The organism is Enterobacter cloacae complex sp. HYC042_NIDB (assembly GCF_056673315.1).
The window spans coordinates 464,994-487,549 of record NZ_CP109650.1; the positions used below are offsets into that span (position 1 = coordinate 464,994).

21 protein-coding genes are annotated in these 22,556 nt (G+C 57.3%); 14 read left to right on the top strand and 7 right to left on the bottom strand.

What is annotated here, in order from left to right:
* Positions 1-42: 42 nt before the first annotated feature.
* The 3 genes from malG to malE form a co-directional block, all read right to left on the bottom strand.
* On the bottom strand, positions 43-933 hold the full coding sequence (gene malG, locus OKF39_RS02195) for a maltose ABC transporter permease MalG (RefSeq protein ID WP_006810496.1): 891 nt from the start codon (positions 931-933) through the stop codon (positions 43-45).
* 14 nt (positions 934-947) lie between these two features.
* Positions 948-2,492: a maltose ABC transporter permease MalF gene (malF, locus tag OKF39_RS02200; RefSeq protein ID WP_047362613.1), complete on the bottom strand. Its 1,545-nt coding sequence runs from the start codon at positions 2,490-2,492 to the stop codon at positions 948-950.
* A gap of 120 nt (positions 2,493-2,612) precedes the next feature.
* Complete coding sequence (gene malE / locus OKF39_RS02205) at positions 2,613-3,803, bottom strand: maltose/maltodextrin ABC transporter substrate-binding protein MalE (RefSeq protein WP_032644952.1); 1,191 nt, start codon at positions 3,801-3,803, stop codon at positions 2,613-2,615.
* 370 nt (positions 3,804-4,173) lie between these two features.
* Between malE and malK the strand changes: the two genes are divergently transcribed.
* From malK to OKF39_RS02245, 8 genes are all read left to right on the top strand, one after another.
* Positions 4,174-5,283 (top strand): maltose/maltodextrin ABC transporter ATP-binding protein MalK, encoded by a 1,110-nt coding sequence (malK, locus tag OKF39_RS02210; RefSeq protein ID WP_028015130.1) that lies wholly within the window; start codon positions 4,174-4,176, stop codon positions 5,281-5,283.
* Positions 5,284-5,354: 71 nt separating this feature from the next.
* Positions 5,355-6,710 (top strand): maltoporin, encoded by a 1,356-nt coding sequence (locus OKF39_RS02215; protein WP_047366843.1) that lies wholly within the window; start codon positions 5,355-5,357, stop codon positions 6,708-6,710.
* A gap of 113 nt (positions 6,711-6,823) precedes the next feature.
* Entirely contained in the window at positions 6,824-7,765 is a 942-nt protein-coding gene (gene malM, locus OKF39_RS02220) for a maltose operon protein MalM (RefSeq protein ID WP_150145261.1), read from the top strand.
* A 180-nt stretch (positions 7,766-7,945) separates the two neighbouring features.
* A complete protein-coding gene (gene ubiC, locus OKF39_RS02225) occupies positions 7,946-8,443 on the top strand; it encodes a chorismate lyase (RefSeq protein WP_014882105.1) in 498 nt (165 codons plus the stop codon).
* A gap of 12 nt (positions 8,444-8,455) precedes the next feature.
* A complete protein-coding gene (gene ubiA, locus OKF39_RS02230; RefSeq protein WP_028015133.1) occupies positions 8,456-9,325 on the top strand; it encodes a 4-hydroxybenzoate octaprenyltransferase in 870 nt (289 codons plus the stop codon).
* A 200-nt stretch (positions 9,326-9,525) separates the two neighbouring features.
* A complete protein-coding gene (locus OKF39_RS02235) occupies positions 9,526-10,497 on the top strand; it encodes a TRAP transporter substrate-binding protein (RefSeq protein WP_041911564.1) in 972 nt (323 codons plus the stop codon).
* Between the two features lie 12 nt (positions 10,498-10,509).
* Complete coding sequence (locus tag OKF39_RS02240) at positions 10,510-11,019, top strand: TRAP transporter small permease (protein WP_045260961.1); 510 nt, start codon at positions 10,510-10,512, stop codon at positions 11,017-11,019.
* Positions 11,020-11,029: 10 nt separating this feature from the next.
* The gene (locus OKF39_RS02245) at positions 11,030-12,316 is read left to right on the top strand and encodes a TRAP transporter large permease (protein ID WP_045260960.1); all 1,287 of its coding nucleotides are present in this window, start codon (positions 11,030-11,032) and stop codon (positions 12,314-12,316) included.
* 93 nt (positions 12,317-12,409) lie between these two features.
* On the opposite strand, the gene zntA is transcribed toward OKF39_RS02245, so the two are convergent.
* Both zntA and OKF39_RS02255 read right to left on the bottom strand, forming a co-directional pair.
* Complete coding sequence (gene zntA / locus OKF39_RS02250) at positions 12,410-14,581, bottom strand: Zn(II)/Cd(II)/Pb(II) translocating P-type ATPase ZntA (RefSeq protein ID WP_479983435.1); 2,172 nt, start codon at positions 14,579-14,581, stop codon at positions 12,410-12,412.
* Positions 14,582-14,657: 76 nt separating this feature from the next.
* The gene (locus OKF39_RS02255; protein ID WP_028015138.1) at positions 14,658-15,284 is read right to left on the bottom strand and encodes a lysoplasmalogenase; all 627 of its coding nucleotides are present in this window, start codon (positions 15,282-15,284) and stop codon (positions 14,658-14,660) included.
* 129 nt (positions 15,285-15,413) lie between these two features.
* On the opposite strand from OKF39_RS02255, the gene OKF39_RS02260 reads away from it, so the two are divergent.
* Entirely contained in the window at positions 15,414-15,770 is a 357-nt protein-coding gene (locus tag OKF39_RS02260; RefSeq protein ID WP_028015139.1) for a DUF2500 domain-containing protein, read from the top strand.
* A 60-nt stretch (positions 15,771-15,830) separates the two neighbouring features.
* On the opposite strand, the gene OKF39_RS02265 is transcribed toward OKF39_RS02260, so the two are convergent.
* Positions 15,831-16,112 carry a DUF1145 family protein gene (locus OKF39_RS02265; protein WP_014882110.1) on the bottom strand — a complete coding sequence of 94 codons (282 nt, stop codon included), beginning with the start codon at positions 16,110-16,112 and terminating at the stop codon, positions 15,831-15,833.
* Positions 16,096-16,698: a 16S rRNA (guanine(966)-N(2))-methyltransferase gene (gene rsmD / locus OKF39_RS02270; RefSeq protein WP_232949032.1), complete on the bottom strand. Its 603-nt coding sequence runs from the start codon at positions 16,696-16,698 to the stop codon at positions 16,096-16,098. The genes OKF39_RS02265 and rsmD overlap by 17 nt, the downstream gene beginning before the upstream one ends.
* A gap of 127 nt (positions 16,699-16,825) precedes the next feature.
* Between rsmD and ftsY the strand changes: the two genes are divergently transcribed.
* The 5 genes from ftsY to OKF39_RS02295 all read left to right on the top strand — a co-directional run bounded on the left by ftsY (position 16,826) and on the right by OKF39_RS02295 (position 22,513).
* The gene (ftsY, locus tag OKF39_RS02275; protein WP_045631387.1) at positions 16,826-18,286 is read left to right on the top strand and encodes a signal recognition particle-docking protein FtsY; all 1,461 of its coding nucleotides are present in this window, start codon (positions 16,826-16,828) and stop codon (positions 18,284-18,286) included.
* 2 nt (positions 18,287-18,288) lie between these two features.
* Positions 18,289-18,960 (top strand): cell division ATP-binding protein FtsE, encoded by a 672-nt coding sequence (gene ftsE, locus OKF39_RS02280; RefSeq protein WP_003861525.1) that lies wholly within the window; start codon positions 18,289-18,291, stop codon positions 18,958-18,960.
* On the top strand, positions 18,947-20,002 hold the full coding sequence (gene ftsX / locus OKF39_RS02285) for a permease-like cell division protein FtsX (protein ID WP_028015142.1): 1,056 nt from the start codon (positions 18,947-18,949) through the stop codon (positions 20,000-20,002). The genes ftsE and ftsX overlap by 14 nt, the downstream gene beginning before the upstream one ends.
* Before the next feature lie 251 nt (positions 20,003-20,253).
* A complete protein-coding gene (rpoH, locus tag OKF39_RS02290) occupies positions 20,254-21,111 on the top strand; it encodes an RNA polymerase sigma factor RpoH (RefSeq protein ID WP_028015143.1) in 858 nt (285 codons plus the stop codon).
* A 136-nt stretch (positions 21,112-21,247) separates the two neighbouring features.
* Positions 21,248-22,513, top strand: a complete 1,266-nt coding sequence (locus tag OKF39_RS02295; RefSeq protein ID WP_059357298.1) for a 4-aminobutyrate--2-oxoglutarate transaminase — start codon at positions 21,248-21,250, stop codon at positions 22,511-22,513.
* Positions 22,514-22,556: the final 43 nt, after the last annotated feature.

The following is a 22,556-nucleotide window of genomic DNA, read 5'->3' on the forward strand; positions in this document are numbered from 1 at the left end:
TACGTCTAAAGTTGAGGGTTGCAGTGGCATAACAGATGAAACTTAACCTTTCACGCCGCCCGCCGTCAGGCCATTCACCAGCCAGCGCTGGGCCAGCAGGAACACCACGGTAATCGGGATGGCAGACAGTACGGCCGCCGCGGCAAAGTCGCCCCACAGGTAGTTTTGCGGGTTGAGGTATTGCTGCATACCTACGGCCAGGGTGTAGCTGTTCACATCGCGCAGTAACAGTGAGGCGACCGGTACTTCGGTGATCGCCGCGATAAACGACAGGATAAACACCACCGCCAGAATCGGCACTGACAGCGGCAACAGCACCAGACGGAACGCCTGCCACGGGGTAGCGCCATCCAGCGACGCCGCCTCTTCCAGCGAGCCGTCGATGGTTTCGAAATAGCCTTTGATGGTCCACACATGCAGGGCAATACCGCCGAGATAGGCAAAGATCACGCCGCCGTGGGTATTCAGGCCAATAAACGGCACGTACTGGCCCAGACGGTCAAACAGGGCATACAGCGCCACCAGCGACAGCACCGCCGGGAACATCTGGAAAATCAGCATGCCTTTCAGCAGCGTTGCTTTGCCCGGGAAACGCATGCGGGCGAAGGCATAAGCACAGGTGGTGGAGAGCGTCACGATGCCGATCGCGGTGATGGTTGCTACCTTCACCGAGTTCCACAGCCACAGCAGCACCGGGAACGGCGGCGGGGTGACGCGGCCATCGGCGTGCTCCACGCTGAAGCCCAGCGCGAGCTTCCAGTGCTCCCAGGAGATTTCATCCGGGATCAGGCTCCCGGTCGCAAAGTTACCCGAACGCAGGGAGATGGCGATAACCATCAGCAGCGGGAACATGATGGCCGCGATGAAAATCAGCAGGCCTAAGTGCGTCGCGAGGAGGCGCAGCTTCTGAGATTTGGGTTGTACCATTGCCATGTTCAGTGCCCTCCTTAATCAAATTTCATACGTGTGGCTTTCAGGTTCACAATCGCCAGAGCGCCAACCAGCAGGAAGATCAGGGTGGCAATCGCCGCCGCCAGACCAAAGTCCTGGCCGCCGCCGCCTTCAAAGGCGATACGGTAGGTGTAGCTCACGAGCAGGTCGGTATAGCCTGCCGGCGTGGTGGTGCCAAGGCGGTCCGGGCCGCCGTTGGTCAACAGCTGAATCAGCACGAAGTTGTTAAAGTTAAAGGCGAAGCTGGCAATCATCAGCGGCGTCAGCGGCTTAATAAGCAGCGGCAGCGTAATTTTAAAGAAGTTCTGGAACGGACCCGCGCCGTCCATCGCCGAGGCTTCATACAGATCGTCCGGAATCGCCTTCAGCAGCCCCATGCACAGGATCATCATGTACGGATAGCCCAGCCAGGTGTTGACGATGATAATCATCGAGCGGGCGGTGGTCGGGTCGCTGAACCAGGCCGGTTTGATACCGAACAGCGCGCTCAGCATCATGTTGATTTCACCGAAGCTCTGGTTAAACAGCCCTTTGAAAATCAGAATCGAGATAAACGACGGCACGGCGTAAGGCAGAATCAGCAGCACGCGGTAAATCGCTTTGCCTTTCAGGGACTCCCACTGCACGAGGCAGGCCAGCACCATGCCTACGGCAACGGTCAGAATCACCGTTAGCACCGAGAAGACCACCGTCCAGACGAAGATGGCGAAGAACGGTTTCTGGATACCTTCGTCGGTAAACACGCGGGTAAAGTTGTCCCAGCCGATGGTGACGGTATAGCCAGGGCTGAGCTTGTCATCACCCCATTTGCCATCGGCATTTACAGACTGATAAAAACCAATGTCGTTATTCGGACGGTACTTCACGCCGCTCTGGTTGTTGGTCAGCGTGCCGTCGTCCGCCAGGGTATATAGCGGCTGCGTGCCGGAGAACTGGCGCAGCGAGCTCATGGTTACTTTGCTTTCATCGGGCAGCACGGCGGTGAGCTGGGTCAGCGCCTGGCGATTCTGGGTAATGATACGCAGGTTCGCACGTTCACCCTCCGGCAGGGCCGCGGCCTCTTTTAAGACCAGCTTCTGCTCGCCGCCAAATTTGAACGCGTCGGAAAGATAGTTTTTGCCGCTCTCACCGTCAGTGAGCGCTAACTTCCACTCGTCACCTGCAGGATACAGGCCGAAGTTAAAGGTTTTACCCGCCTGATAAGAGCGATCCAGAAGCACCTGAGTGGCGCGCTCCTGCGCGAGCTGGTTGGTGCTGCTGTAGTTGGTGAACGCAATGGCGATGGTGCAGATCAGCGGGAACAGGACAAACAGCCCCATCCCGGCCACGCCCGGGTAGACATAGCGCCAGGCATAGGCTTTACGGTTGGCGAAAATATACAGGCCAGCAGAGCTTAAGATCAGCGTCATGATGGCGAACAGATATTCCCCTTGTACGTACATTAAAACAACAAGGTAACCCACCAGCAGACACAGCAGACCGATCGCTGACCACTTCAGCGCGTCGCTTTGCCACCAGTGCTTCTTTTTAATGACATCCATGGGGTTCTTCCTCTACAACGGTGGAAACTTTTCGTCAGGTGGCGCTGCGCTTACCTGACCTACGGATCGTGCCGTAGTCGTAGGGCGGGTAAGCGCACGCGCCACCCGCCGTTTTTCTTCTTACTTAGTAATACGACCCTGAGCATCTTTCAGCGCGGCATCGACGGTCTGGCGACCGCTTGCAGCGTTGATGACGGCGGTACGGGTGGCGTACCAGAACGCGGCCATCTGTGGGATGTTCGGCATGATTTCGCCTTTCTGAGCGTTATCCATGGTTGCCGCGATGCGTGGATCTTTTGCCAGCTGATCCTGGAAGGATTTCAGCGCCACGGCGCCCAGCGGTTTGTCCTTGTTCACTTCACCCAGACCCTGATCGGTCAGCAGGTAGTTTTCCAGGAACTCTTTCGCCAGCTCTTTGTTCGGGCTGGCGGCGTTGATGCCCGCGCTCAGCACGCCCACGAACGGTTTAGACGGTTTGCCGTTGAAGGTTGGCAGCAGGGTCACGCCGTAGTTGATTTTGCTCTTGTCGATATTGGTCCAGGCCCACGGACCGTTGATGGTCATCGCGGTTTCGCCTTTGTTGAACGCCGCTTCCGCGATGGAGTAGTCGGTATCCGCGTTCATGTGTTTGTTCTTAATCAGGTCAACCAGGAAGGTCAGGCCTTTTTTCGCGCCCGCGTTGTCCACGCCCACGTCTTTCACGTCATATTTGCCGTTTTCAAACTTGAACGCGTAGCCGCCGTCGGCAGCAATCAGCGGCCAGGTGAAGTACGGCTCTTGCAGGTTGAACATCAGGGCGGATTTACCTTTCGCCTTCAGCTCTTTATCCAGTTTCGGGATCTCTTCCCAGGTTTTTGGTGGGTTTGGCACCAGGTCTTTGTTGTAAATCAGTGACAGGGCTTCAACCGCGATTGGGTAGGCGATCAGCTTGCCGTTATAGCGAACGGCGTCCCAGGTGAACGGGAACAGTTTGTCCTGGAAAGCTTTGTCTGGCGTGACTTCAGCCAGCAGGCCAGACTGCGCGTAACCGCCGAAACGGTCGTGTGCCCAGAAGATGATGTCCGGACCGTCACCGGTTGCCGCAACCTGCGGGAATTTCTCTTCCAGTTTGTCCGGGTGCTCTACGGTGACTTTGATACCGGTGTCTTTCTCGAATTTTTTGCCCACTTCGGCCAGGCCGTTATAGCCCTTGTCGCCGTTAATCCAGATAACCAGCTTGCCTTCTTCAATTTTGGCGAGCGCTGGGGCGGAAACCATCATTGCTGCAAGGGCGGACAATGCGAAAACGCGTGCGCCAGTCTTGATATTCATATCTGCCATCCTTTTTGGTGATGTGCTCGTGGATACATAAGGTGGTTCAACGTGACTCAGTCTCCTTATTTGACATCCTCTTTCCATCCTCCCAACCCCTACGCCCCACCCCCCGTTTGTGTGATCTCCGTTGCATAAATTTAAGTTATGAGTGCTGGCGCACATAAAAACCCACCGAATTTTGCAGGCGGCTTCACGAATTTCGCCTCAGCCCCCCGGCTGCGGTCGCAGAGCCTGTTCTCTCATCCTCCCGCCTCCTCCCCCATAAAAAAGGCGGGGGGTGGAGGATTCACGAAAGTAATGGATACCCCATAGTGAACTTATCTTGAATGTTTCTGTCGGTGACAGGTTGTAACGAAGGGAGAAGGGCATGGCGAGCGTACAGCTGCGTAATGTAACGAAAGCCTGGGGCGACGTAGTGGTGTCGAAAGACATCAATCTGGACATCACTGAAGGCGAGTTTGTGGTGTTTGTCGGCCCATCAGGCTGTGGTAAATCAACTCTGCTGCGTATGATTGCCGGTCTTGAAACTATCACCAGCGGCGACCTGTTGATCGGTGATACCCGAATGAACGACATCCCGCCAGCCGAACGCGGCGTAGGCATGGTGTTCCAGTCTTATGCGCTTTATCCCCATCTTTCCGTTGCCGAGAACATGTCCTTTGGCCTGAAGCTGGCCGGGGCGAAAAAAGAGGTCATTAACCAGCGCGTCACGCAGGTGGCTGAAGTGTTGCAGCTGGCGCACCTGCTGGAGCGTAAACCGAAAGCGCTTTCCGGCGGTCAGCGTCAGCGCGTGGCGATTGGCCGTACGCTGGTGGCCGAGCCGCGCGTGTTCCTGCTTGATGAACCTCTCTCTAACCTGGATGCCGCCCTGCGCGTCCAGATGCGTATTGAAATCTCCCGTCTGCACAAGCGCCTTGGCCGCACGATGATTTACGTCACCCACGATCAGGTCGAAGCGATGACCCTCGCTGACAAAATTGTGGTGCTGGACGCCGGTCGCGTGGCGCAGGTGGGCAAACCGCTGGAGCTGTATCACTACCCGGCAGACCGCTTTGTTGCGGGCTTTATTGGCTCGCCAAAGATGAACTTCCTGCCCGTTAAAGTGACGGCGACGGCGATTGAACAGGTACAGGTGGAGCTGCCAAACCGCCAGCAGGTCTGGCTGCCGGTCGACAGCGCCAACGTACAGGTCGGGGCAAATATGTCCCTTGGTATCCGTCCTGAGCATCTACTGCCAAGCCACATTGCGGATGTGACGCTGGAAGGTGAAGTTCAGGTCGTCGAACAGCTTGGTCACGAAACACAGATTCATATCCAGATCCCCGCCATCCGTCAGAACCTGGTCTACCGCCAGAATGACGTGGTGTTGGTAGAAGAGGGTGCCACATTCGCTATCGGCTTGCCGCCAGAGCGTTGCCATCTGTTCCGTGAGGATGGCACCGCATGTCGTCGGCTGCACAAAGAGCCAGGCGTTTAAGCAATCCCAAAAGAAGACACGAAACCGACAGGTGAAGTGTTCAAAGAAAAGCAATGATCTCAGGAGATAGAATGATGATTACTCTGCGCAAACAAGTCCCTCTGGCGGTCGCCATTGCGGCAGGCATCCTGTCTGCCCAGGCTGGCGCCGTGGACTTTAAAGGTTATGCTCGTTCCGGCATTGGCTGGACCGGGAGTGGCGGTGCCCAGCAGTGCTTCCAGGCAACGGGTGCTCAAAGTAAATACCGTCTGGGTAACGAATGTGAAACCTATGCGGAATTGAAGCTGGGCCAGGAAGTGTGGAAAGAGGGCGATAAGAGCTTCTATTTCGACACTAACGTCGCGTATTCCGTTGCGCAGCAGAATGACTGGGAAGCCACTGATCCGGCCTTCCGTGAAGCCAACGTGCAGGGTAAAAACCTGATCGAGTGGCTGCCTGGCTCCACTATCTGGGCCGGTAAGCGCTTCTATCAGCGTCATGACGTCCACATGATCGACTTCTACTACTGGGACATTTCCGGTCCTGGTGCGGGTATCGAAAACATCGACCTGGGCTTCGGTAAACTCTCTCTGGCAGCCAGCCGCTCCACTGAAGCTGGCGGTTCTTCTACCTTCGCCAGCAACAACATCCGTGACTACACCACCGACACCGCGAACGACGTGTTTGACGTGCGTTTAGCGCAGATGGAAGTCAACCCGGGCGGTACGCTGGAGCTGGGCGTTGACTACGGTCACACCAACGTTAACGATGATTACTACCTGCAGCCAAAAGCTTCGAAAGATGGCTGGATGTTCACCGCAGAACATACCCAGAGCATGCTGAAGGGCTTCAACAAGTTCGTTGTTCAGTACGCAACGGACTCTATGACCTCCCAGGGTAAAGGTCTGAACCAGGGCGCAGGCATTGGTCTTGGCAATGACGATTCCGATGGCAAACTGTACGGATACGGCATCAACAACAACGGTAGCCTGCTGCGTATCCTTGACCACGGTGCAATCTCCCTGGGCGACAGCTGGGACCTGATGTACGTCGGTATGTATCAGGATATCGACTGGGATAACAACAACGGCACCAAGTGGTGGACCGTCGGCGTGCGTCCTATGTACAAATGGACGCCAATCATGAGCACCCTGCTGGAAGTAGGCTACGACAACGTCAAATCTCAGAAAACTGACGAAACCAACAACCAGTACAAAATCACCCTGGCACAACAGTGGCAGGCTGGCGACAGCATCTGGTCTCGTCCTGCAATCCGTGTCTTCGCAACCTACGCCAAGTGGGATGAGAAGTGGGGTTATGACACTTCCGGTAGCCCGATCTCTACGAGTTCCAACTATAACTCCAACTTCGGTATGCAGACTGCAGGCCTTGGCCGCGGCGACACTGACGAGTGGAGCTTCGGTGCCCAGATGGAAATCTGGTGGTAATTCGCAAGACCTGACGTAATGACCTGAAAGAGGGGCGTAAGCCCCTCTCTCCTTAGGGCCCTGCGCGCTATTGCCTGGCCACCGCAGAGCTGATGCTATCAGAGGTAATAACAATGAAAATGAAGAAAAGTCTCGTCGCGCTGTACCTCTCTGCGGGGCTGCTGGCCAGCGTGCCGGCGCTAACGTTCGCAGAAGTGAATTTTGTTCCTCAGAATACGTCCACGGCGCCTTCCGTTCCTACGGCAGCGCTGCAGCAGCTGACCTGGACACCGGTTGATCAATCCAAAACGCAGTCCACACAGCTTTCCACGGGCGGGCAACAGCTGAATGTGCCCGGCATTTCCGGCCCGGTTGCTGCCTACAGCGTTCCGGCCAATATTGGCGAGCTGACCCTGACGCTGACCAGCGAAGTGAATAAGCAGACCAGCGTATTTGCGCCGAACGTGCTGATCCTCGACCAGAACATGACGCCATCTGCCTTCTTCCCGAGCGAGTATTTTACCTATCAGGAGCCCGGCGTGATGAGCGCGGACCGGCTTCAGGGCGTGATGCGTCTGACGCCAGCGCTGGGTCAGCAAAAAATCTACGTGCTGGTATTCACCACCGATAAAGATTTGCAGCAAACCACCAGGTTAGTGGATCCGGCAAAAGCGTATGCAAAAGGTACTGGCAACGCGGTGCCGGATATTCCCGACCCGATTGCCCGCCACGCAACGGACGGTCTGGTGAAGTTAAAAGTCTCCACCAATAGCGCTTCCAGCGTGCTGGTTGGCCCGCTGTTTGGTTCGTCTGGTCCGGGGCCGGTCACCGTCGGTAATACCGCCGCTCCAGCCTATGCCGCGCCAGTTGCCGCAGCGCCAGCCGCAGCGCCAGTCCCGGCGAAGAAAGCCGAGCCCGTACTGAACGACACCGAAGAGTACTTCAACAACGCCATTAAGCAGGCGGTGAAGCGCGGCGATGTCGATAAAGCGCTGAAACTGCTTGATGAAGCCGAACGTTTAGGTTCAACCACTGCCCGTTCCACCTTTATCAGCAGTGTAAAAGGCAAGGGGTAACTGTTCCCCACAGTGCTGATTTGTTAGTAGTTTAGTGCGCCTGAGTGGGCGCACTTTTTTTCGTATTCGCCAGGCTGTTGCGCCCATGTTGCGATAGTGATCGTTAAATAACGTTTGGCCCCCCCTCATTGCCCGTTTCTGCGATACAATGCCATTACGTTATGTATCGGAGAGTCTGGCATGTCACACCCCGCGCTAACGCAACTGCGTGCGCTGCGCTATTTCGACCAAATACCTGCGCTTGATCCGCAGCAGCTGGACTGGTTGCTGCTGGAAGATTCCATGACAAAACGTTTTGAGCAACAGGGTAAAACGGTCACGGTAACCCTGATACAGGAAGGGTTTGTCTCCGGCGATGAGATCGCCAGCGAGCTGCCGCTGTTGCCGCAAGAGGAACGCTACTGGCTGCGTGAAATTTTGCTCTGTGCCGATGGCGAACCCTGGCTTGCCGGGCGGACGGTGGTGCCCGAATCTACCCTATCCGGGCCTGAGCTGGCGCTGCAGCGGCTGGGGAAAACGCCGCTGGGACGTTATCTTTTCACCTCATCTGAGCTGACCAGGGATTTCATTGAAATTGGGCGTGATGCCGAACTGTGGGGGCGCCGTTCCCGCCTTCGCCTGAGCGGTAAGCCGTTAATCCTGACGGAGCTATTTTTACCGGCATCACCGTTGTACTAAGAGGAAGAAAAAATGGAGTGGACCCTGACGCAGAATAAGCTGTTGGCGTATCACCGCTTAATGCGTACCGATAAACCCATTGGCGCGTTGCTGCTGCTGTGGCCGACCTTATGGGCGCTGTGGGTGGCCACGCCGGGCATGCCGCCGCTGTGGATCCTGGGCGTATTCGTTGCCGGCGTCTGGCTGATGCGCGCGGCGGGCTGCGTGGTGAATGACTATGCCGATCGTAAATTTGACGGCCACGTAAAGCGCACTGCCAACCGCCCGCTACCCAGCGGCCAGGTGACCGGGAAAGAAGCGCGCGTACTGTTCATCGTTCTGGTGCTGCTCTCTTTCCTGCTGGTATTAACCCTGAACACCATGACGATTCTGCTGTCCGTCGCGGCGCTTGCTCTGGCCTGGGTTTATCCCTTTATGAAGCGCTACACCCATCTGCCTCAGGTGGTGCTGGGGGCGGCGTTTGGCTGGTCGATTCCGATGGCGTTTGCGGCAGTTAGTGAGTCCTTACCGCTTAGCTGCTGGCTGATGTTCCTGGCGAACATTCTCTGGGCCGTGGCGTATGACACGCAATATGCGATGGTTGACCGCGATGATGACCTGAAAATTGGCATTAAATCCACCGCCATTCTCTTTGGACGCCAGGACAAACTTATCATTGGCATTCTGCAGGTTGCTGTACTGGCGCTGATGGTCGCGATTGCGCGCCTGAACGGACTGAACTGGGAATTTTACTGGTCGATACTGGTAGCAGGGCTGCTGTTTGCCTACCAGCAGAAGCTGATTGCAAAACGCGAACGCGAAGCCTGCTTTAAAGCGTTTATGAACAATAACTATGTCGGTCTGGTGCTGTTTTTAGGCCTGGTCATGAGCTATTTTTCCTGATTGACGCGCGGTCATGCCCCGCCGGGTATGGCCGCGTCGTTACCCGGCATTACCGCCCTCACAAATTTAAACCATCGTTTCATAAATTCGCGCTTTTGTGAGGCGCTTCACCTAAGCTTCTCCCGGGCTAGTCTATTTTCTAAGCGTAAAAAAATAAAACACTGTTTTAACGCTGACATCGCTACCCTGGAGCTGACTCAATGAAAACGACCCTTAAGCCGTTACTGGCCGCGCTGTGCCTGTCTGCTTTTGCCTGCACCGTTTCTGCCCAAACCATCAAAGCCGCCGATGTGCATCCTGAAGGCTACCCGAACGTGGTCGCGGTTCAGCACATGGGTGAAAAACTCAAACAACAAACCGACGGCAAGCTGGAGATTAAGGTCTTCCCCGGCGGCGTGCTGGGGGATGAAAAGCAGATGATTGAGCAGGCGCAGATGGGGGCGATTGACATGATCCGCGTCTCCATGGCGCCGGTTGCCGCCATCCTGCCGGATATCGAAGTCTTCACCCTGCCGTACGTTTTCCGCGATGAGGATCATATGCATAAAGTGATCGACGGGGATATCGGCAAGCAGATCGGCGACAAGCTGACCGCGAATCCAAAATCCCGCCTGGTGTTCCTCGGCTGGATGGATTCCGGCACCCGCAACCTGATCACCAAAGAGCCGATCGTCAAACCTGAAGATCTGAAAGGGAAGAAAATCCGCGTGCAGGGCAGCCCGGTGGCACTCGCCACGCTGAAGGACATGGGGGCGAACTCGGTGGCGATGGGCGTTAGCGAGGTTTACAGCGGCATGCAGACCGGCGTGATCGACGGCGCGGAGAATAACCCGCCCACCTTTATCGCCCACAACTACATGCCGGTTGCTAAAAACTACACCCTCAGCGGCCACTTTATCACCCCGGAAATGCTGCTCTATTCAAAAGTGAAATGGGACAAGCTGAGCGCTGATGAACAGCAAAAAATCCTGACCCTGGCCCGTGAAGCGCAGTTCGAACAGCGCAAGCTGTGGAATGCGTATAACGACCAGGCGCTGGCGAAAATGAAGGCGGGCGGCGTGCAGTTCCACGATATCGATAAGACGGTATTCATCAAGGCCACAGAGCCGGTGCGCGCCCAGTATGGCGACAAGCATCAGGATCTGATGAAAGCCATCGCTGACGTCCAGTAATACGGAGCACGTATGTCCGAACTCTACCTGAAGTGGATGGACCGTCTGTACCTGCTCGCCATGGCGGTGGCGGGTGTCTCGCTGCTGGTGATGACGATTGTCATCCCCATCGGCATCTTTTCACGCTACGTGCTCAACCGCGGCGAATCCTGGCCGGAGCCCGTCGCCATTATCTGCATGGTAACGTTCACCTTCATCGGCGCGGCGGTGAGCTACCGCGCCGGGTCGCACATTGCGGTCAATATGCTCACCGACCGTCTGCCCGCGTCGCTGCAAAAGTTGTGTGTACGTGTGGTTGATCTGCTGATGCTGCTGATTTCCGGTCTGATGTGCTGGTACAGCTACTGGCTGTGCGTCGAGCTCTGGGAGCAGCCGGTGGCGGAGTTCCCGATTCTGACTTCCGGCGAAAGCTACCTGCCGCTGCCGATCGGGTCGGCGATTTTGATTCTGTTCGTTCTTGAACGCCTGCTGTTTGGCGCGCAGGAAAACCGTCCGGTCGTGCTGATCGGCAATCACAGTTAAGGGGTGAACAATGGATGCTTTTGTTTTGTTATTCACCCTCGCCATTTTGCTGGCGCTGGGGATGCCGGTGGCCTTCGCCGTGGGGCTGAGCGCCGTGGCAGGTGCGCTGTGGATTGATTTACCGCTGGAGGCGCTGATGATCCAGATCACCAGTGGGGTGAACAAATTTACCCTGCTGGCGATCCCGTTCTTCATCCTCGCCGGAGCGATCATGGCGGAAGGGGGCATTGCCCGACGGCTGGTTAACTTCGCCTATGTGTTTGTCGGCTTTATCCGCGGCGGGCTGTCGCTGGTGAACATCGTCGCCTCGACGTTCTTCGGCGCGATTTCTGGCTCGTCGGTGGCGGATACAGCGTCCATCGGCAGCGTGATGATCCCGGAGATGGAGAAGAAGGGCTATCCGCGCGAATACGCGGCGGCGGTCACGGCGAGCGGGTCGGTGCAGGCGATTCTGATCCCGCCCAGCCACAACTCGGTGATTTATTCCCTGGCGGCGGGGGGAACGGTCTCCATCGCCACGCTGTTTATCGCGGGCGTATTGCCGGGCCTGCTGCTGGGCGTGAGCCTGATGGTGCTCTGCCTGTGCTTCGCCCGCAAACGCGGCTACCCGAAGGGGGATAAAATCCCGTTCAGACAGGCGCTGAAAATCATGCTCGATGCCCTGTGGGGGCTGATGACGGTGGTGATTATCCTCGGCGGGATCTTGTCCGGGATTTTTACCGCCACCGAATCTGCCGCCGTGGCCTGCCTGTGGGCGTTTTTCGTCACCATGTTTATCTACCGCGACTACAAATGGAGCGAACTGCCGAAGCTGATGTGCCGCACGGTGAAAACCGTTACCATCGTGATGATTTTAATCGGCTTTGCCGCGGCGTTTGGCGCGGTGATGACCTACATGCAGCTGCCGATGCGCATCACCGAGTTCTTCACGTCGCTCTCTGATAATAAGTACGTGATCCTGATGTATCTCAACATCATGCTGCTGCTGATCGGCACGCTGATGGACATGGCGCCGATCATCCTGATCCTGACGCCGGTGCTGCTGCCGGTGACCAACGCGCTGGGGATCGACCCGGTGCACTTCGGGATGATCATGATGGTTAACCTGGGGATCGGGCTGATCACCCCGCCGGTCGGATCGGTGCTGTTTGTGGCGAGCGCGGTGAGTAAGCAGAAGATTGAAACCGTGGTGCGGGCGATGCTGCCATTTTACGGCATCCTACTGGTGGTGCTGGGGATGGTGACGTATATCCCGGCGATATCATTGTGGCTGCCGAGGATGTTAGGGATGCAGTAACGCCGTTTTTTGCCGGGTGGCGGCTGCGCCTTACCCGGCCTACGGTTCAGAGTTGTTATTGGCCCGGTAAGGCGCAGCCGCTACCGGGCGTTTTTATTTCCGCCGTAATAATCTCAACGCGTTAGCCGTGACCAGCACCGTCGCCCCGGTATCCGCCAGCACCGCCAGCCACAGTCCGGTCATGCCGAGGAGCGTGGTGACGAGAAATATCCCCTTCAGACCCAGCGCAATGCCGATGTTCTGGCGAATATTGGCGCGCGTCGCCCGCGCAAGATCTATCATCTGCGCCAGCCCGGTCAGACGGTTATGCGTCAGCGCCGCATCCGCCGTCTCCAGCGCTACGTCGGTGCCGCTGCCCATCGCAATACCGAGGGTGGCGGCCTTCATCGCCGGGGCATCGTTAATTCCGTCACCGACCATCGCCAGCGGCGCGCGGCTGTTCAGTTCGGTTACCGCGCTGACCTTGTCCGCAGGCAGTAATCCGGCCTTAAACGCCAGCCCCAGCTCGTCAGCAATCGCAGCCGCTGCGCGCGGGTTATCGCCGGTGAGGATCACGCCCTGTACGCCCAGCCTGTGCAGCGCCTCGACGGCATCTCTCGCATCGTCACGCAGGGTATCGCGCAGGGCCAGCATGCCCATCGGTACGCCGTCCTGCATCACGGTAACAACCGTCTGCCCGGCCTGCTCTAACGCCTCAACCTGTGGATGAGAGAACGCGCCCGCCGCAACAATCAGCACTTTTTTGCCGTCGACGACGGCCTCAATCCCTGACCCGACCAGCGCCCGTTGGGCGGTTGCCGAAGGGATAGCCAGCCCGCGCCTTTGCGCTTCACGCACTATCGCCTGCGCCAGCGGGTGAGTGGAGCCCTGCTCAACGGCGGCGGCCATGATCAGCAGTTCGTCCTCACTGATGTCCTGCGGATAGACGCCGGTGACCTGCGGCTTACCAACCGTCAGCGTGCCGGTTTTATCGAAGGCGATGTGCTGAACCTGGCTCAGCTGTTCCAGCGCCGCGCCGCCCTTAATCAGCGCCCCGCGACGTGCCGCCGCCGCCAGACCCGAGGTAATCGCCGCGGGCGTAGAGATCACCAGCGCGCACGGGCAGCCAATCAGCAGCAGGGTCAGCCCTTTATAAATCCAGCCCTCCCACGGCGCGCCGAAGAACAGCGGTGGAACGACGGTGACCAGCAGGGCGACCAGCATGATGGCGGGGGTGTAAATCCGGCTGAAGCGGTCAATAAAGCGTTCGACCGGCGCGCGGCGCTCCTCGGCCTCTTCAATCAGCTTCAGGATGCGGTCGATGGCGCTGTCGCCCGGCTCGGACAGGACTTTGAGCTGCACCAGGCGGTCGACGCTGGTGGCACCGGCAGGGACTTTTTCGCCTGCCGCACGCTCCACCGGAATGGATTCCCCGGTCAGGGCGCTTTCGTCAAAGCTCGCGGTGGCGGTAACGAGAGCCCCATCGGCAGGCAGACGCCCGCCCGCGGCGACTTCAATCACGTCGCCCGGGCGCAGCGTGTTGATGGCGACCGTTTCACGTTTGCCTTCATTAACCCGCGTGGCGGTTTCTGGCTTCAGCGCCATCAGCGCGCTCACCCCTTTGCGTGCCCGGCTCGCTGCCCAGCCCTCAAGCCGCTCGCCGATCAGGAACAGCAGCAGGACCATCGCCGCTTCCGCCGTCGCGCCAATGAACAGCGCGCCAATGGCCGCCACGCTCATCAACGTTTCAATGGCAAACCAGCTGCCGCTTCTCATCAGGCGCAGTGCCTGACGGGCAATCGGGAACAGCCCGACCAGGGTAGTGGCAATAAACGCCAGATTACCGAACGGGTGGTTAATCTGCTCCAGACCCCAGCTCAGGGCCATCATGATGACGAGCGTGATAAGGGGCAGGTTTTCTTTTAGCGGAGACGTTTTTTCAGCGGGGACTGCTTCGCTGCGCAGAGCGTAGCCCGCCTTGCTGACGGCGGCTTCAACCTGCTTGCTGACGTCTTTTTCGGCGCTGACCAGCAGTTTTTCGGTGGCGAACAGGACCTGAACGTGGTTCACGCCCGGTACCTGCCTCACCGCGTTTTCCACTTTGCGGGCGCAGGCCGCGCAGTCCATGCCGTTGATGATCCAGCTGTAGCGGTTGCCGCCTTCAGGCAGCGCGTCGACCTGCGTTTCGCACGCGCCCTCGCAGCAGCAGTCGTCTTTCGGCGGAACCGGGCTGAGCTTAAGCGCCGAGAATTGTGGGACTTTTTTTGGAATTTCTGGAGTCGACATGGCAGTCTCCGGTAATGATAATTTTCTCATTAACCGCAGCATACACTCTGGAGTCGACTCCAGAGTCAAGCGTTATTTAGATATACAATGAACGCACGATCAGGAAGTGCCCGGCAAAGTAGCAGGCGGACGAAATCGCGTTATCCGCGCGGAAGCGGCGGCGATAGTGGCTGCCCAGCCAGACGATATTGCCGATTAACAGCAGCGCCGCGCCGAAGAACGCGGACATCGCCTGAGATGTCGGACGGAAGAACCACAGTTCACCGGCCAGCCACACCATCACCAGCGTCATGGCGATAAACGTGCATACCGGCAGACGCATCTCTTCCAGACGCGACCAGATCACCGCAATCAGCAGCGCGCCAATCACCAGCAGCACCAGCGGCAGCGGCCAGAAGAAGGAGAGCGTCATCTGGCTGGCAAAGTAGATGGTATACAGCAGATGGGAGAGGAAAAATGCCCCCACGGCATACAGCAGGCGCTGACGCGGCAGCAGGGTTAAGGCATCACCAATCAGGGAGGCACACAGCCCGGCGAGCACCAGATAGCTGATGGCGTTAAACATCGGAGCCTGCCAGGCGAGCAGCAGAAGCAACAGCAGCGTGACGGGTTTAAACAACCAGCGCTGCCAGGCTGGACCGCGATAGGACGCATCGACATAAAGCCATGCGGAAAAACAGACAGCGATAAATGACCAAAGCATATTAACTCCCTGTAACTGTTGAGGCTGAATAATCAGTTTCTGATCCAGTGTAGTGACGCGAGCGGGCGTTTGGCAATGCCGGGGCAGGCGAGGTATCCTGAATTCCGCATAATCTGATGGGATGTTTCAATGAGCAAGATGCCGCTGTTTTTCATTATCGTGGTGGCGATTATCGTCATTGCCGCCTCGTTTCGCTTCGTGCAGCAGCGCCGCGAAAAGGCGGACAACGACGCCGCGCCGCTGATGCAAAAGCGCGTAGTGGTGGCGAACAAACGCGAGAAACCGCTTAACGACCGCCGCTCTCGCCAGCAGCAGGTGACGCCTGCGGGCACCGGCATGCGCTATGAAGCCAGCTTTAAGCCGGAAACCGGCGGTCTGGAGATGACCTTCCGCCTGGAGGCGCAGCAATACCATCAGCTGACGGTGGGAGAGAAAGGCACGCTGAGCTATAAAGGGTCGCGTTTTGTAGGTTTTAGGGCTGAATAATGCGCGATCGGTCCCCTCTCCCAGTGGGAGAGGGTTAGGGTGAGGGCATCACACCGCACCTTACTTCTTCACCTGCGCCTTAAACTTCTTCATCCACACCAGAAGTTCAAACACGCCGAAAATAAACACCCGCAGCTGCTGCCAGCCGGTCATCGGCGGGCCATCTTTCGGCAGGCCGTTTTTCAGCATCACCATCTGCAGGGCGTGCATGAACGAGGTGAAAATCAGCGCCACGTTAACGAAGATGTTCAACGGGCGCGGGAACGGGTGCACCAGATTCAAAATCAAAAATGCCCAGACGCCCAGCATCAGCAAGCGTCCCAGGTTAATCAGTACCGGCATCGGATCCTCCTTGTGCCTGACGGTGATACAGACGATAAGCCACCTGGCCTGCGACCTTCTCGCGGTGCAGATCCCAGTGAACGGGAACGGGTGGCAGGCCGTTTTCCACTTCGCTTTCTACATAAATCAGCGCGTCATCCGCCAGCCAGCCATTGTGCTCCAGCAGGGATAACGTCTCTTCCAGCAACCCCTTGCGGAACGGCGGGTCGACAAAGACCACATTATGCGGCGTACCCTGCTGCGCGAGGAAGCTCAGCGTATTGGTGTTGACCACTTTCGCGTTCGTCGCCTTCAGCGTCGCCAGATTTTGCTGCAGCGTCTGCGCAACGCCGCGCTCCATCTCCAGCAGCGTGGTGCTGGCGGCATAGCGAGACAGCGCTTCCAGCCCTAAGGCACCGCTTCCGGCGAAGCAGTCCAGGCAGTGGGCGTCTACCATTGATGGGGCAAGCCAGTTAAACAGCGTCTCGCGAACGCGGTCGGTTGTAGGGCGTAAACCGGGGCTGTCCGGCACCGGTAATTTCCGGCCTCGCCACTGGCCGCCGATAATGCGAATTTGACCGGCCGGGGCGCGGGTGGGTTTCTTCATCTCTGGAAAGCTCTGTTAACCATAGCCCTGCGATTGCGGGCGGTGATGTCAATTAAGTAAAGTGTTAGACTATTTCATCATTTTTTTAGCTTCCCTGTATATAGCGCCGCGAGGAGTGTAGTCGCAGATGGCAAAACAAAAAAAACGTGGCTTCTTTTCCTGGTTGGGTTTCGGTGAAAAAGAGCAAGAAACAGAACAGAAAACCGAAGAGCAACAGGTTGTAGAAGAGCAGTCACAGCCTGAAACGCCTGTCGAAACCGCTGCGGTTGTCGAAGCGGAAGAACCAGCGCACAGCAAAGAAGAGATTGAATCCTTTGCTGAAGAGGTGGTTGAGGTCACTGAGCAGGTTCAGGAGAGCGAGAAGCCAGAGCCGGTTATCGTAGAAACCCTTACCGAAGCGCCGCAGGCCGCTATCGAACACGAAGCGCTGCCGCTGCCCGAAGAGGTTAAAGCTGAAGAGGTTTCTGCCGAAGAGTGGCAGGCTGAAGCGGAAACCGTTGAAATCGTTGAGGCGGTGGAAGAAGAGGCGGCACTTGAGCCAGAGCTGACCGACGAAGAGCTGGAAGCTCAGGCGTTGGCGGCGGAAGCGGCTGAAGAAGCGGTAATCGTCGTGCCGGTGGAAGAGCAGGCCGAAGAAGAGATCGTTCAGGAGCAGGAAAAACCGACCAAAGAAGGTTTCTTCGCGCGCCTGAAGCGCAGCCTGCTCAAAACCAAAGAAAACTTAGGTTCCGGATTTATCAGTCTTTTCCGCGGCAAGAAGATCGACGACGATCTGTTTGAAGAGCTGGAAGAGCAGCTGCTGATTGCGGACGTGGGCGTGGAAACTACCCGTAAGATCATCGCCAACCTGACCGAAGGGGCGAGCCGCAAACAGCTGCGCGACGCCGAGGCGCTGTACGGCCTGCTGAAAGACGAGATGGGTGAAATTCTCGCAAAAGTTGACGAACCGCTTAATATTGAAGGCAAAACGCCATTTGTTATTCTGATGGTTGGCGTTAACGGCGTGGGTAAAACCACCACCATCGGCAAGCTGGCGCGCCAGTTTGAGCAGCAGGGCAAATCGGTGATGCTGGCGGCGGGCGATACCTTCCGTGCGGCAGCGGTTGAGCAGCTCCAGGTGTGGGGCCAGCGCAACAACATTCCGGTGATTGCCCAGCACACCGGCGCAGATTCCGCATCCGTGATTTTCGACGCCATCCAGGCGGCGAAGTCGCGCAACGTGGACGTGCTGATTGCCGACACCGCAGGGCGTTTGCAAAACAAATCGCACCTGATGGAAGAGCTGAAGAAAATCGTCCGCGTCATGAAGAAGTTGGACGAAGATGCACCGCATGAAATTATGCTGACTATCGACGCCAGCACCGGGCAGAACGCCATTAGCCAGGCGAAGCTGTTCCATGAAGCGGTAGGGCTGACGGGGATCACGCTGACCAAACTGGACGGCACCGCGAAAGGCGGGGTGATCTTCTCCGTGGCCGACCAGTTCGGCATTCCTATCCGCTACATCGGTGTGGGCGAGCGTATTGAGGATTTGCGTCCGTTTAAGGCGGACGACTTTATTGAGGCATTATTTGCCCGAGAGGACTAACAATGATTCGCTTTGAACACGTCAGCAAGGCCTATCTCGGTGGGAGACAAGCGCTGCAGGGGGTGACGTTCCACCTGCAGCCAGGCGAGATGGCATTCCTGACCGGCCATTCCGGCGCGGGGAAGAGTACCCTGCTCAAGCTTATCTGTGGGATCGAACGGCCAAGCGCCGGGAAAATCTGGTTCAGCGGCCACGAAATTAGCCGTCTGAAAAACCGTGAAGTGCCGTTTCTGCGTCGTCAGATCGGCATGATTTTCCAGGATCACCACCTGCTGATGGATCGCACCGTTTTCGATAACGTGGCGATCCCGCTGATTATTGCCGGCGCCAGCTATGACGATATCCGCCGTCGCGTCTCTGCGGCGCTGGACAAGGTCGGGCTGCTGGACAAAGCGAAGAACTTCCCGATCCAGCTTTCCGGCGGTGAACAGCAGCGCGTGGGCATCGCCCGCGCGGTAGTGAACAAGCCTGCCGTACTGTTGGCGGATGAACCGACCGGTAACCTGGACGATGCCCTGTCCGAAGGGATTTTGCGTCTGTTTGAGGAATTCAATCGCGTAGGGGTAACGGTACTGATGGCGACGCACGATATGGGGCTGATTTCCCGTCGTTCGTACCGCATGCTGACCCTGAGCGACGGGCATTTGCACGGAGGCCACGGTGAACAAGCGTGATGCAATGAACCAGATTCGGCAGTTCGGGAACCGGTTCGACCGTTTCCGTAAGCCGCAGGGCGGCGGTGACGGCAATCGTAATGCGCCTAAGCGCCAGAAAGCGGCGCCGAAACCGGCCTCCCGCAAGACCAACGTGTTTAACGAACAGGTGCGCTACGCCTTCCACGGCGCGCTGCAGGACCTGAAAAGCAAACCGCTGGCGACGTTCCTGACGGTGATGGTGATTGCCATCTCCCTGACGCTGCCAAGCGTCTGCTACATGGTCTATAAGAACGTCAACCAGGCGGCGTCGCAGTATTACCCGTCACCGCAGATCACCGTTTATCTGGATAAAGCGCTCGACGATAACGCGGCGGCGCAGGTGGTCGGGCAAATCCAGGCCGAGCAGGGCGTGGAGAAGGTGAATTATCTCTCCCGTGAAGAAGCGTTGGGCGAGTTCCGTAACTGGTCAGGCTTTGGCGGCGCGCTGGACATGCTGGAAGAGAACCCGCTGCCCGCCGTGGCGGTGGTGATCCCGAAGCTGGATTTCCAGGGTACCGATTCGCTGAATACCCTGCGCGACCGCATCACACGCATCAACGGGATTGATGAAGTGCGCATGGACGACAGCTGGTTTGCCCGTCTTGCGGCGCTGACCGGGCTGGTGGGGCGCGTGTCGGCGATGATCGGCGTGCTGATGGTGGCGGCGGTGTTCCTCGTCATCGGTAACAGCGTGCGTCTGAGCATCTTTGCGCGTCGCGATACCATCAACGTGCAAAAACTGATTGGCGCAACGGATGGTTTCATCCTGCGTCCGTTCCTCTACGGTGGCGCACTGCTCGGTTTCTCCGGCGCATTTCTTTCACTGATATTGTCAGAAATTTTGGTGATGCGGCTTTCGTCTGCCGTCACAGAAGTGGCGCAGGTTTTCGGAACTAAGTTTGATATCAGTGGCTTAGGCTTCGATGAGTGCCTGCTGTTGCTGCTGGTGTGCTCCATGATCGGCTGGATTGCCGCATGGCTGGCAACGGTTCAACATTTACGCCACTTTACTCCCGACTAATAAAAGCGTGATATAATCTTTCCCTGCACCGAGATGTTCGCTCTGCAGGGAAAGCGTCCCTGTTGTCTCTTCCCCTGTTATCATCTCCATGTCACATTTTGTGCGTAATTTATTCACCGTTGCACCTGGAACTTGTGGATAAAATCACTGTCTGATAAAAGAGTGAATGCTAATCTCGTTGCTCAAACGCTTTGGCATGGTTGTTGCCTGACGGGGACAGCCTGGACCAGAAGAAACATTGAGAGGAATGAATGACCAAAGAAATGCAAACTTTAGCTTTAGCCCCTGTTGGTAACCTGGAATCTTACATCCGGGCTGCGAACACCTGGCCGATGTTAACGGCCGAGGAAGAAAAGGAGCTTGCTGAAAAGCTGCATTACCAGGGCGATCTGGAAGCAGCGAAAAAGCTGATCCTGTCTCACCTGCGCTTTGTTGTTCACATTGCTCGTAACTATGCGGGCTATGGCCTGCCGCAGGCGGACTTGATTCAGGAAGGTAACATAGGCCTGATGAAGGCTGTACGTCGCTTTAACCCGGAAGTGGGCGTGCGACTGGTCTCCTTCGCTGTACACTGGATCAAAGCAGAAATTCATGAATACGTGCTGCGCAACTGGCGTATCGTGAAAGTCGCCACGACAAAAGCGCAACGTAAGCTGTTCTTCAACCTGCGTAAAACCAAGCAGCGTCTGGGCTGGTTCAATCAGGATGAAGTGGAAATGGTGGCGCGCGAGCTGGGTGTATCCAGCAAAGACGTCCGTGAGATGGAATCCCGTATGGCCGCGCAGGACATGACCTTTGATATGTCCTCCGACGACGACGCATCTGACAGCCAGCCGATGGCACCGGTTCTGTATCTGCAGGATAAAACCTCTAACTTTGCCGACGGCATTGAAGAGGACAACTGGGAAGATCAGGCTGCGAACAAGCTGACCCATGCGATGGAAGGCCTCGACGAGCGTAGCCAGGACATTATCCGCGCCCGCTGGCTGGACGAAGACAACAAGTCCACGCTGCAGGAGCTGGCTGACCGCTACGGCGTTTCTGCGGAACGTGTCCGTCAGCTTGAAAAGAACGCCATGAAAAAACTTCGCGCTGCTATCGAAGCGTAATTACCGCGAAGTACACCGAGAGCCCTCGAATGCAAATTCGGGGGTTTTGTTTTTTTAGCGCCCGCTCTGGCGAATTTCTCCCCCCTGGCAAACACTTACTGATGCGCTAAGCAGGCGATTTTCTCAGGGGGTCAGGGTGAAAAATAACGAACTGAATGACCGGCGTTTACAGGCGACGCCGCGCGGCATCGGCGTGATGTGTAACTTCTATGCTGATAAAGCCGAAAACGCCACGGTGTGGGACGTGGAAGGCAATGAGTACATCGATTTCGCCGCCGGGATCGCGGTGCTGAATACTGGCCATCGCCATCCCAAAGTTATCTCCGCTATCGAAAAACAACTCCACGCTTTTACCCACACGGCCTACCAGATTGTGCCGTATGAGGGCTATGTGGCGCTTGCCGAGCGCATCAACCAGCGCGTGCCGATTGACGGCCCGGCCAAAACCGCCTTCTTCTCGACGGGTGCTGAAGCGGTCGAAAACGCGGTCAAAATTGCCCGCGCGTATACCAGACGCCCCGGCCTTATCACCTTCGGCGGCGCGTTCCACGGTCGCACCTTTATGACCATGGCGCTGACCGGTAAGGTCGCTCCGTACAAGCTGGGTTTCGGCCCGTTCCCCGGTTCGGTATACCACGCTCAATTCCCTGACGGTCTGCACGGCATCAGCACGGCGGAAGCATTAAAAAGCCTGGAGCGCATCTTTAAGGCCGATATCGCCCCAGACCAGGTGGCGGCCATTATTCTCGAACCGGTTCAGGGAGAGGGCGGGTTCAACATTGCGCCCGCTGATTTTATGCAGGCGCTGCGCGCCCTGTGTGATACCCACGGGATTTTGCTGATTGCCGACGAGGTGCAAAGCGGCTTCGCCCGCACCGGCAAGCTGTTCTCGATGGAACACCACTGCGTGAAGCCGGACCTGATCACCATGGCAAAAAGCCTCGCGGGCGGGATGCCGCTCTCAGCGGTATCGGGCCGCGCCGAGGTGATGGACGCGCCTGCACCTGGCGGTCTGGGCGGTACCTACGCAGGTAACCCGCTGGCGATTGCCGCGGCGCACGCGGTGCTGGACGTGATTGATGAGGAAGATCTCTGCACGCGCTCGGCGCACCTCGGCCATCATCTGGTAGAAGTGCTCAACAAAGCGAAGGAAAACTGTCCGTTCATCGCCGACATCCGTGCCCAGGGCTCGATGGTCGCGGTAGAGTTTAACGATCCGCAATCTGGGCAACCGTCGCCGGAATTTACCCGTCAGGTGCAGGAGCGCGCGTTGAACGAAGGGCTGCTGCTCCTGAGCTGCGGCGTTTACGGCAACGTGATCCGCTTCCTTTATCCGCTTACCATCCCCGAAGCGCAGTTCCGCAAAGCGCTGGACATTATCTCCGCGTCGCTGACACGTTAAAGCCACCAGCCCGGCGGTAAATCCTGTCGGGCTTATCATATAT

Bases quoted from the DNA above. Each gene is read 5' to 3' on its own strand.
- malG (WP_006810496.1), bottom strand. From the start codon at position 933: ATGGCAATGGTACAACCCAAATCTCAGAAGCTGCGCCTCCTCGCGACG.
- malF (WP_047362613.1), bottom strand. From the start codon at position 2,492: ATGGATGTCATTAAAAAGAAGCACTGGTGGCAAAGCGACGCGCTGAAG.
- malE (WP_032644952.1), bottom strand. From the start codon at position 3,803: ATGAATATCAAGACTGGCGCACGCGTTTTCGCATTGTCCGCCCTTGCA.
- malK (WP_028015130.1), top strand. From the start codon at position 4,174: ATGGCGAGCGTACAGCTGCGTAATGTAACGAAAGCCTGGGGCGACGTA.
- OKF39_RS02215 (WP_047366843.1), top strand. From the start codon at position 5,355: ATGATGATTACTCTGCGCAAACAAGTCCCTCTGGCGGTCGCCATTGCG.
- malM (WP_150145261.1), top strand. From the start codon at position 6,824: ATGAAAATGAAGAAAAGTCTCGTCGCGCTGTACCTCTCTGCGGGGCTG.
- ubiC (WP_014882105.1), top strand. From the start codon at position 7,946: ATGTCACACCCCGCGCTAACGCAACTGCGTGCGCTGCGCTATTTCGAC.
- ubiA (WP_028015133.1), top strand. From the start codon at position 8,456: ATGGAGTGGACCCTGACGCAGAATAAGCTGTTGGCGTATCACCGCTTA.
- OKF39_RS02235 (WP_041911564.1), top strand. From the start codon at position 9,526: ATGAAAACGACCCTTAAGCCGTTACTGGCCGCGCTGTGCCTGTCTGCT.
- OKF39_RS02240 (WP_045260961.1), top strand. From the start codon at position 10,510: ATGTCCGAACTCTACCTGAAGTGGATGGACCGTCTGTACCTGCTCGCC.
- OKF39_RS02245 (WP_045260960.1), top strand. From the start codon at position 11,030: ATGGATGCTTTTGTTTTGTTATTCACCCTCGCCATTTTGCTGGCGCTG.
- zntA (WP_479983435.1), bottom strand. From the start codon at position 14,581: ATGTCGACTCCAGAAATTCCAAAAAAAGTCCCACAATTCTCGGCGCTT.
- OKF39_RS02255 (WP_028015138.1), bottom strand. From the start codon at position 15,284: ATGCTTTGGTCATTTATCGCTGTCTGTTTTTCCGCATGGCTTTATGTC.
- OKF39_RS02260 (WP_028015139.1), top strand. From the start codon at position 15,414: ATGAGCAAGATGCCGCTGTTTTTCATTATCGTGGTGGCGATTATCGTC.
- OKF39_RS02265 (WP_014882110.1), bottom strand. From the start codon at position 16,112: ATGCCGGTACTGATTAACCTGGGACGCTTGCTGATGCTGGGCGTCTGG.
- rsmD (WP_232949032.1), bottom strand. From the start codon at position 16,698: ATGAAGAAACCCACCCGCGCCCCGGCCGGTCAAATTCGCATTATCGGC.
- ftsY (WP_045631387.1), top strand. From the start codon at position 16,826: ATGGCAAAACAAAAAAAACGTGGCTTCTTTTCCTGGTTGGGTTTCGGT.
- ftsE (WP_003861525.1), top strand. From the start codon at position 18,289: ATGATTCGCTTTGAACACGTCAGCAAGGCCTATCTCGGTGGGAGACAA.
- rpoH (WP_028015143.1), top strand. From the start codon at position 20,254: ATGACCAAAGAAATGCAAACTTTAGCTTTAGCCCCTGTTGGTAACCTG.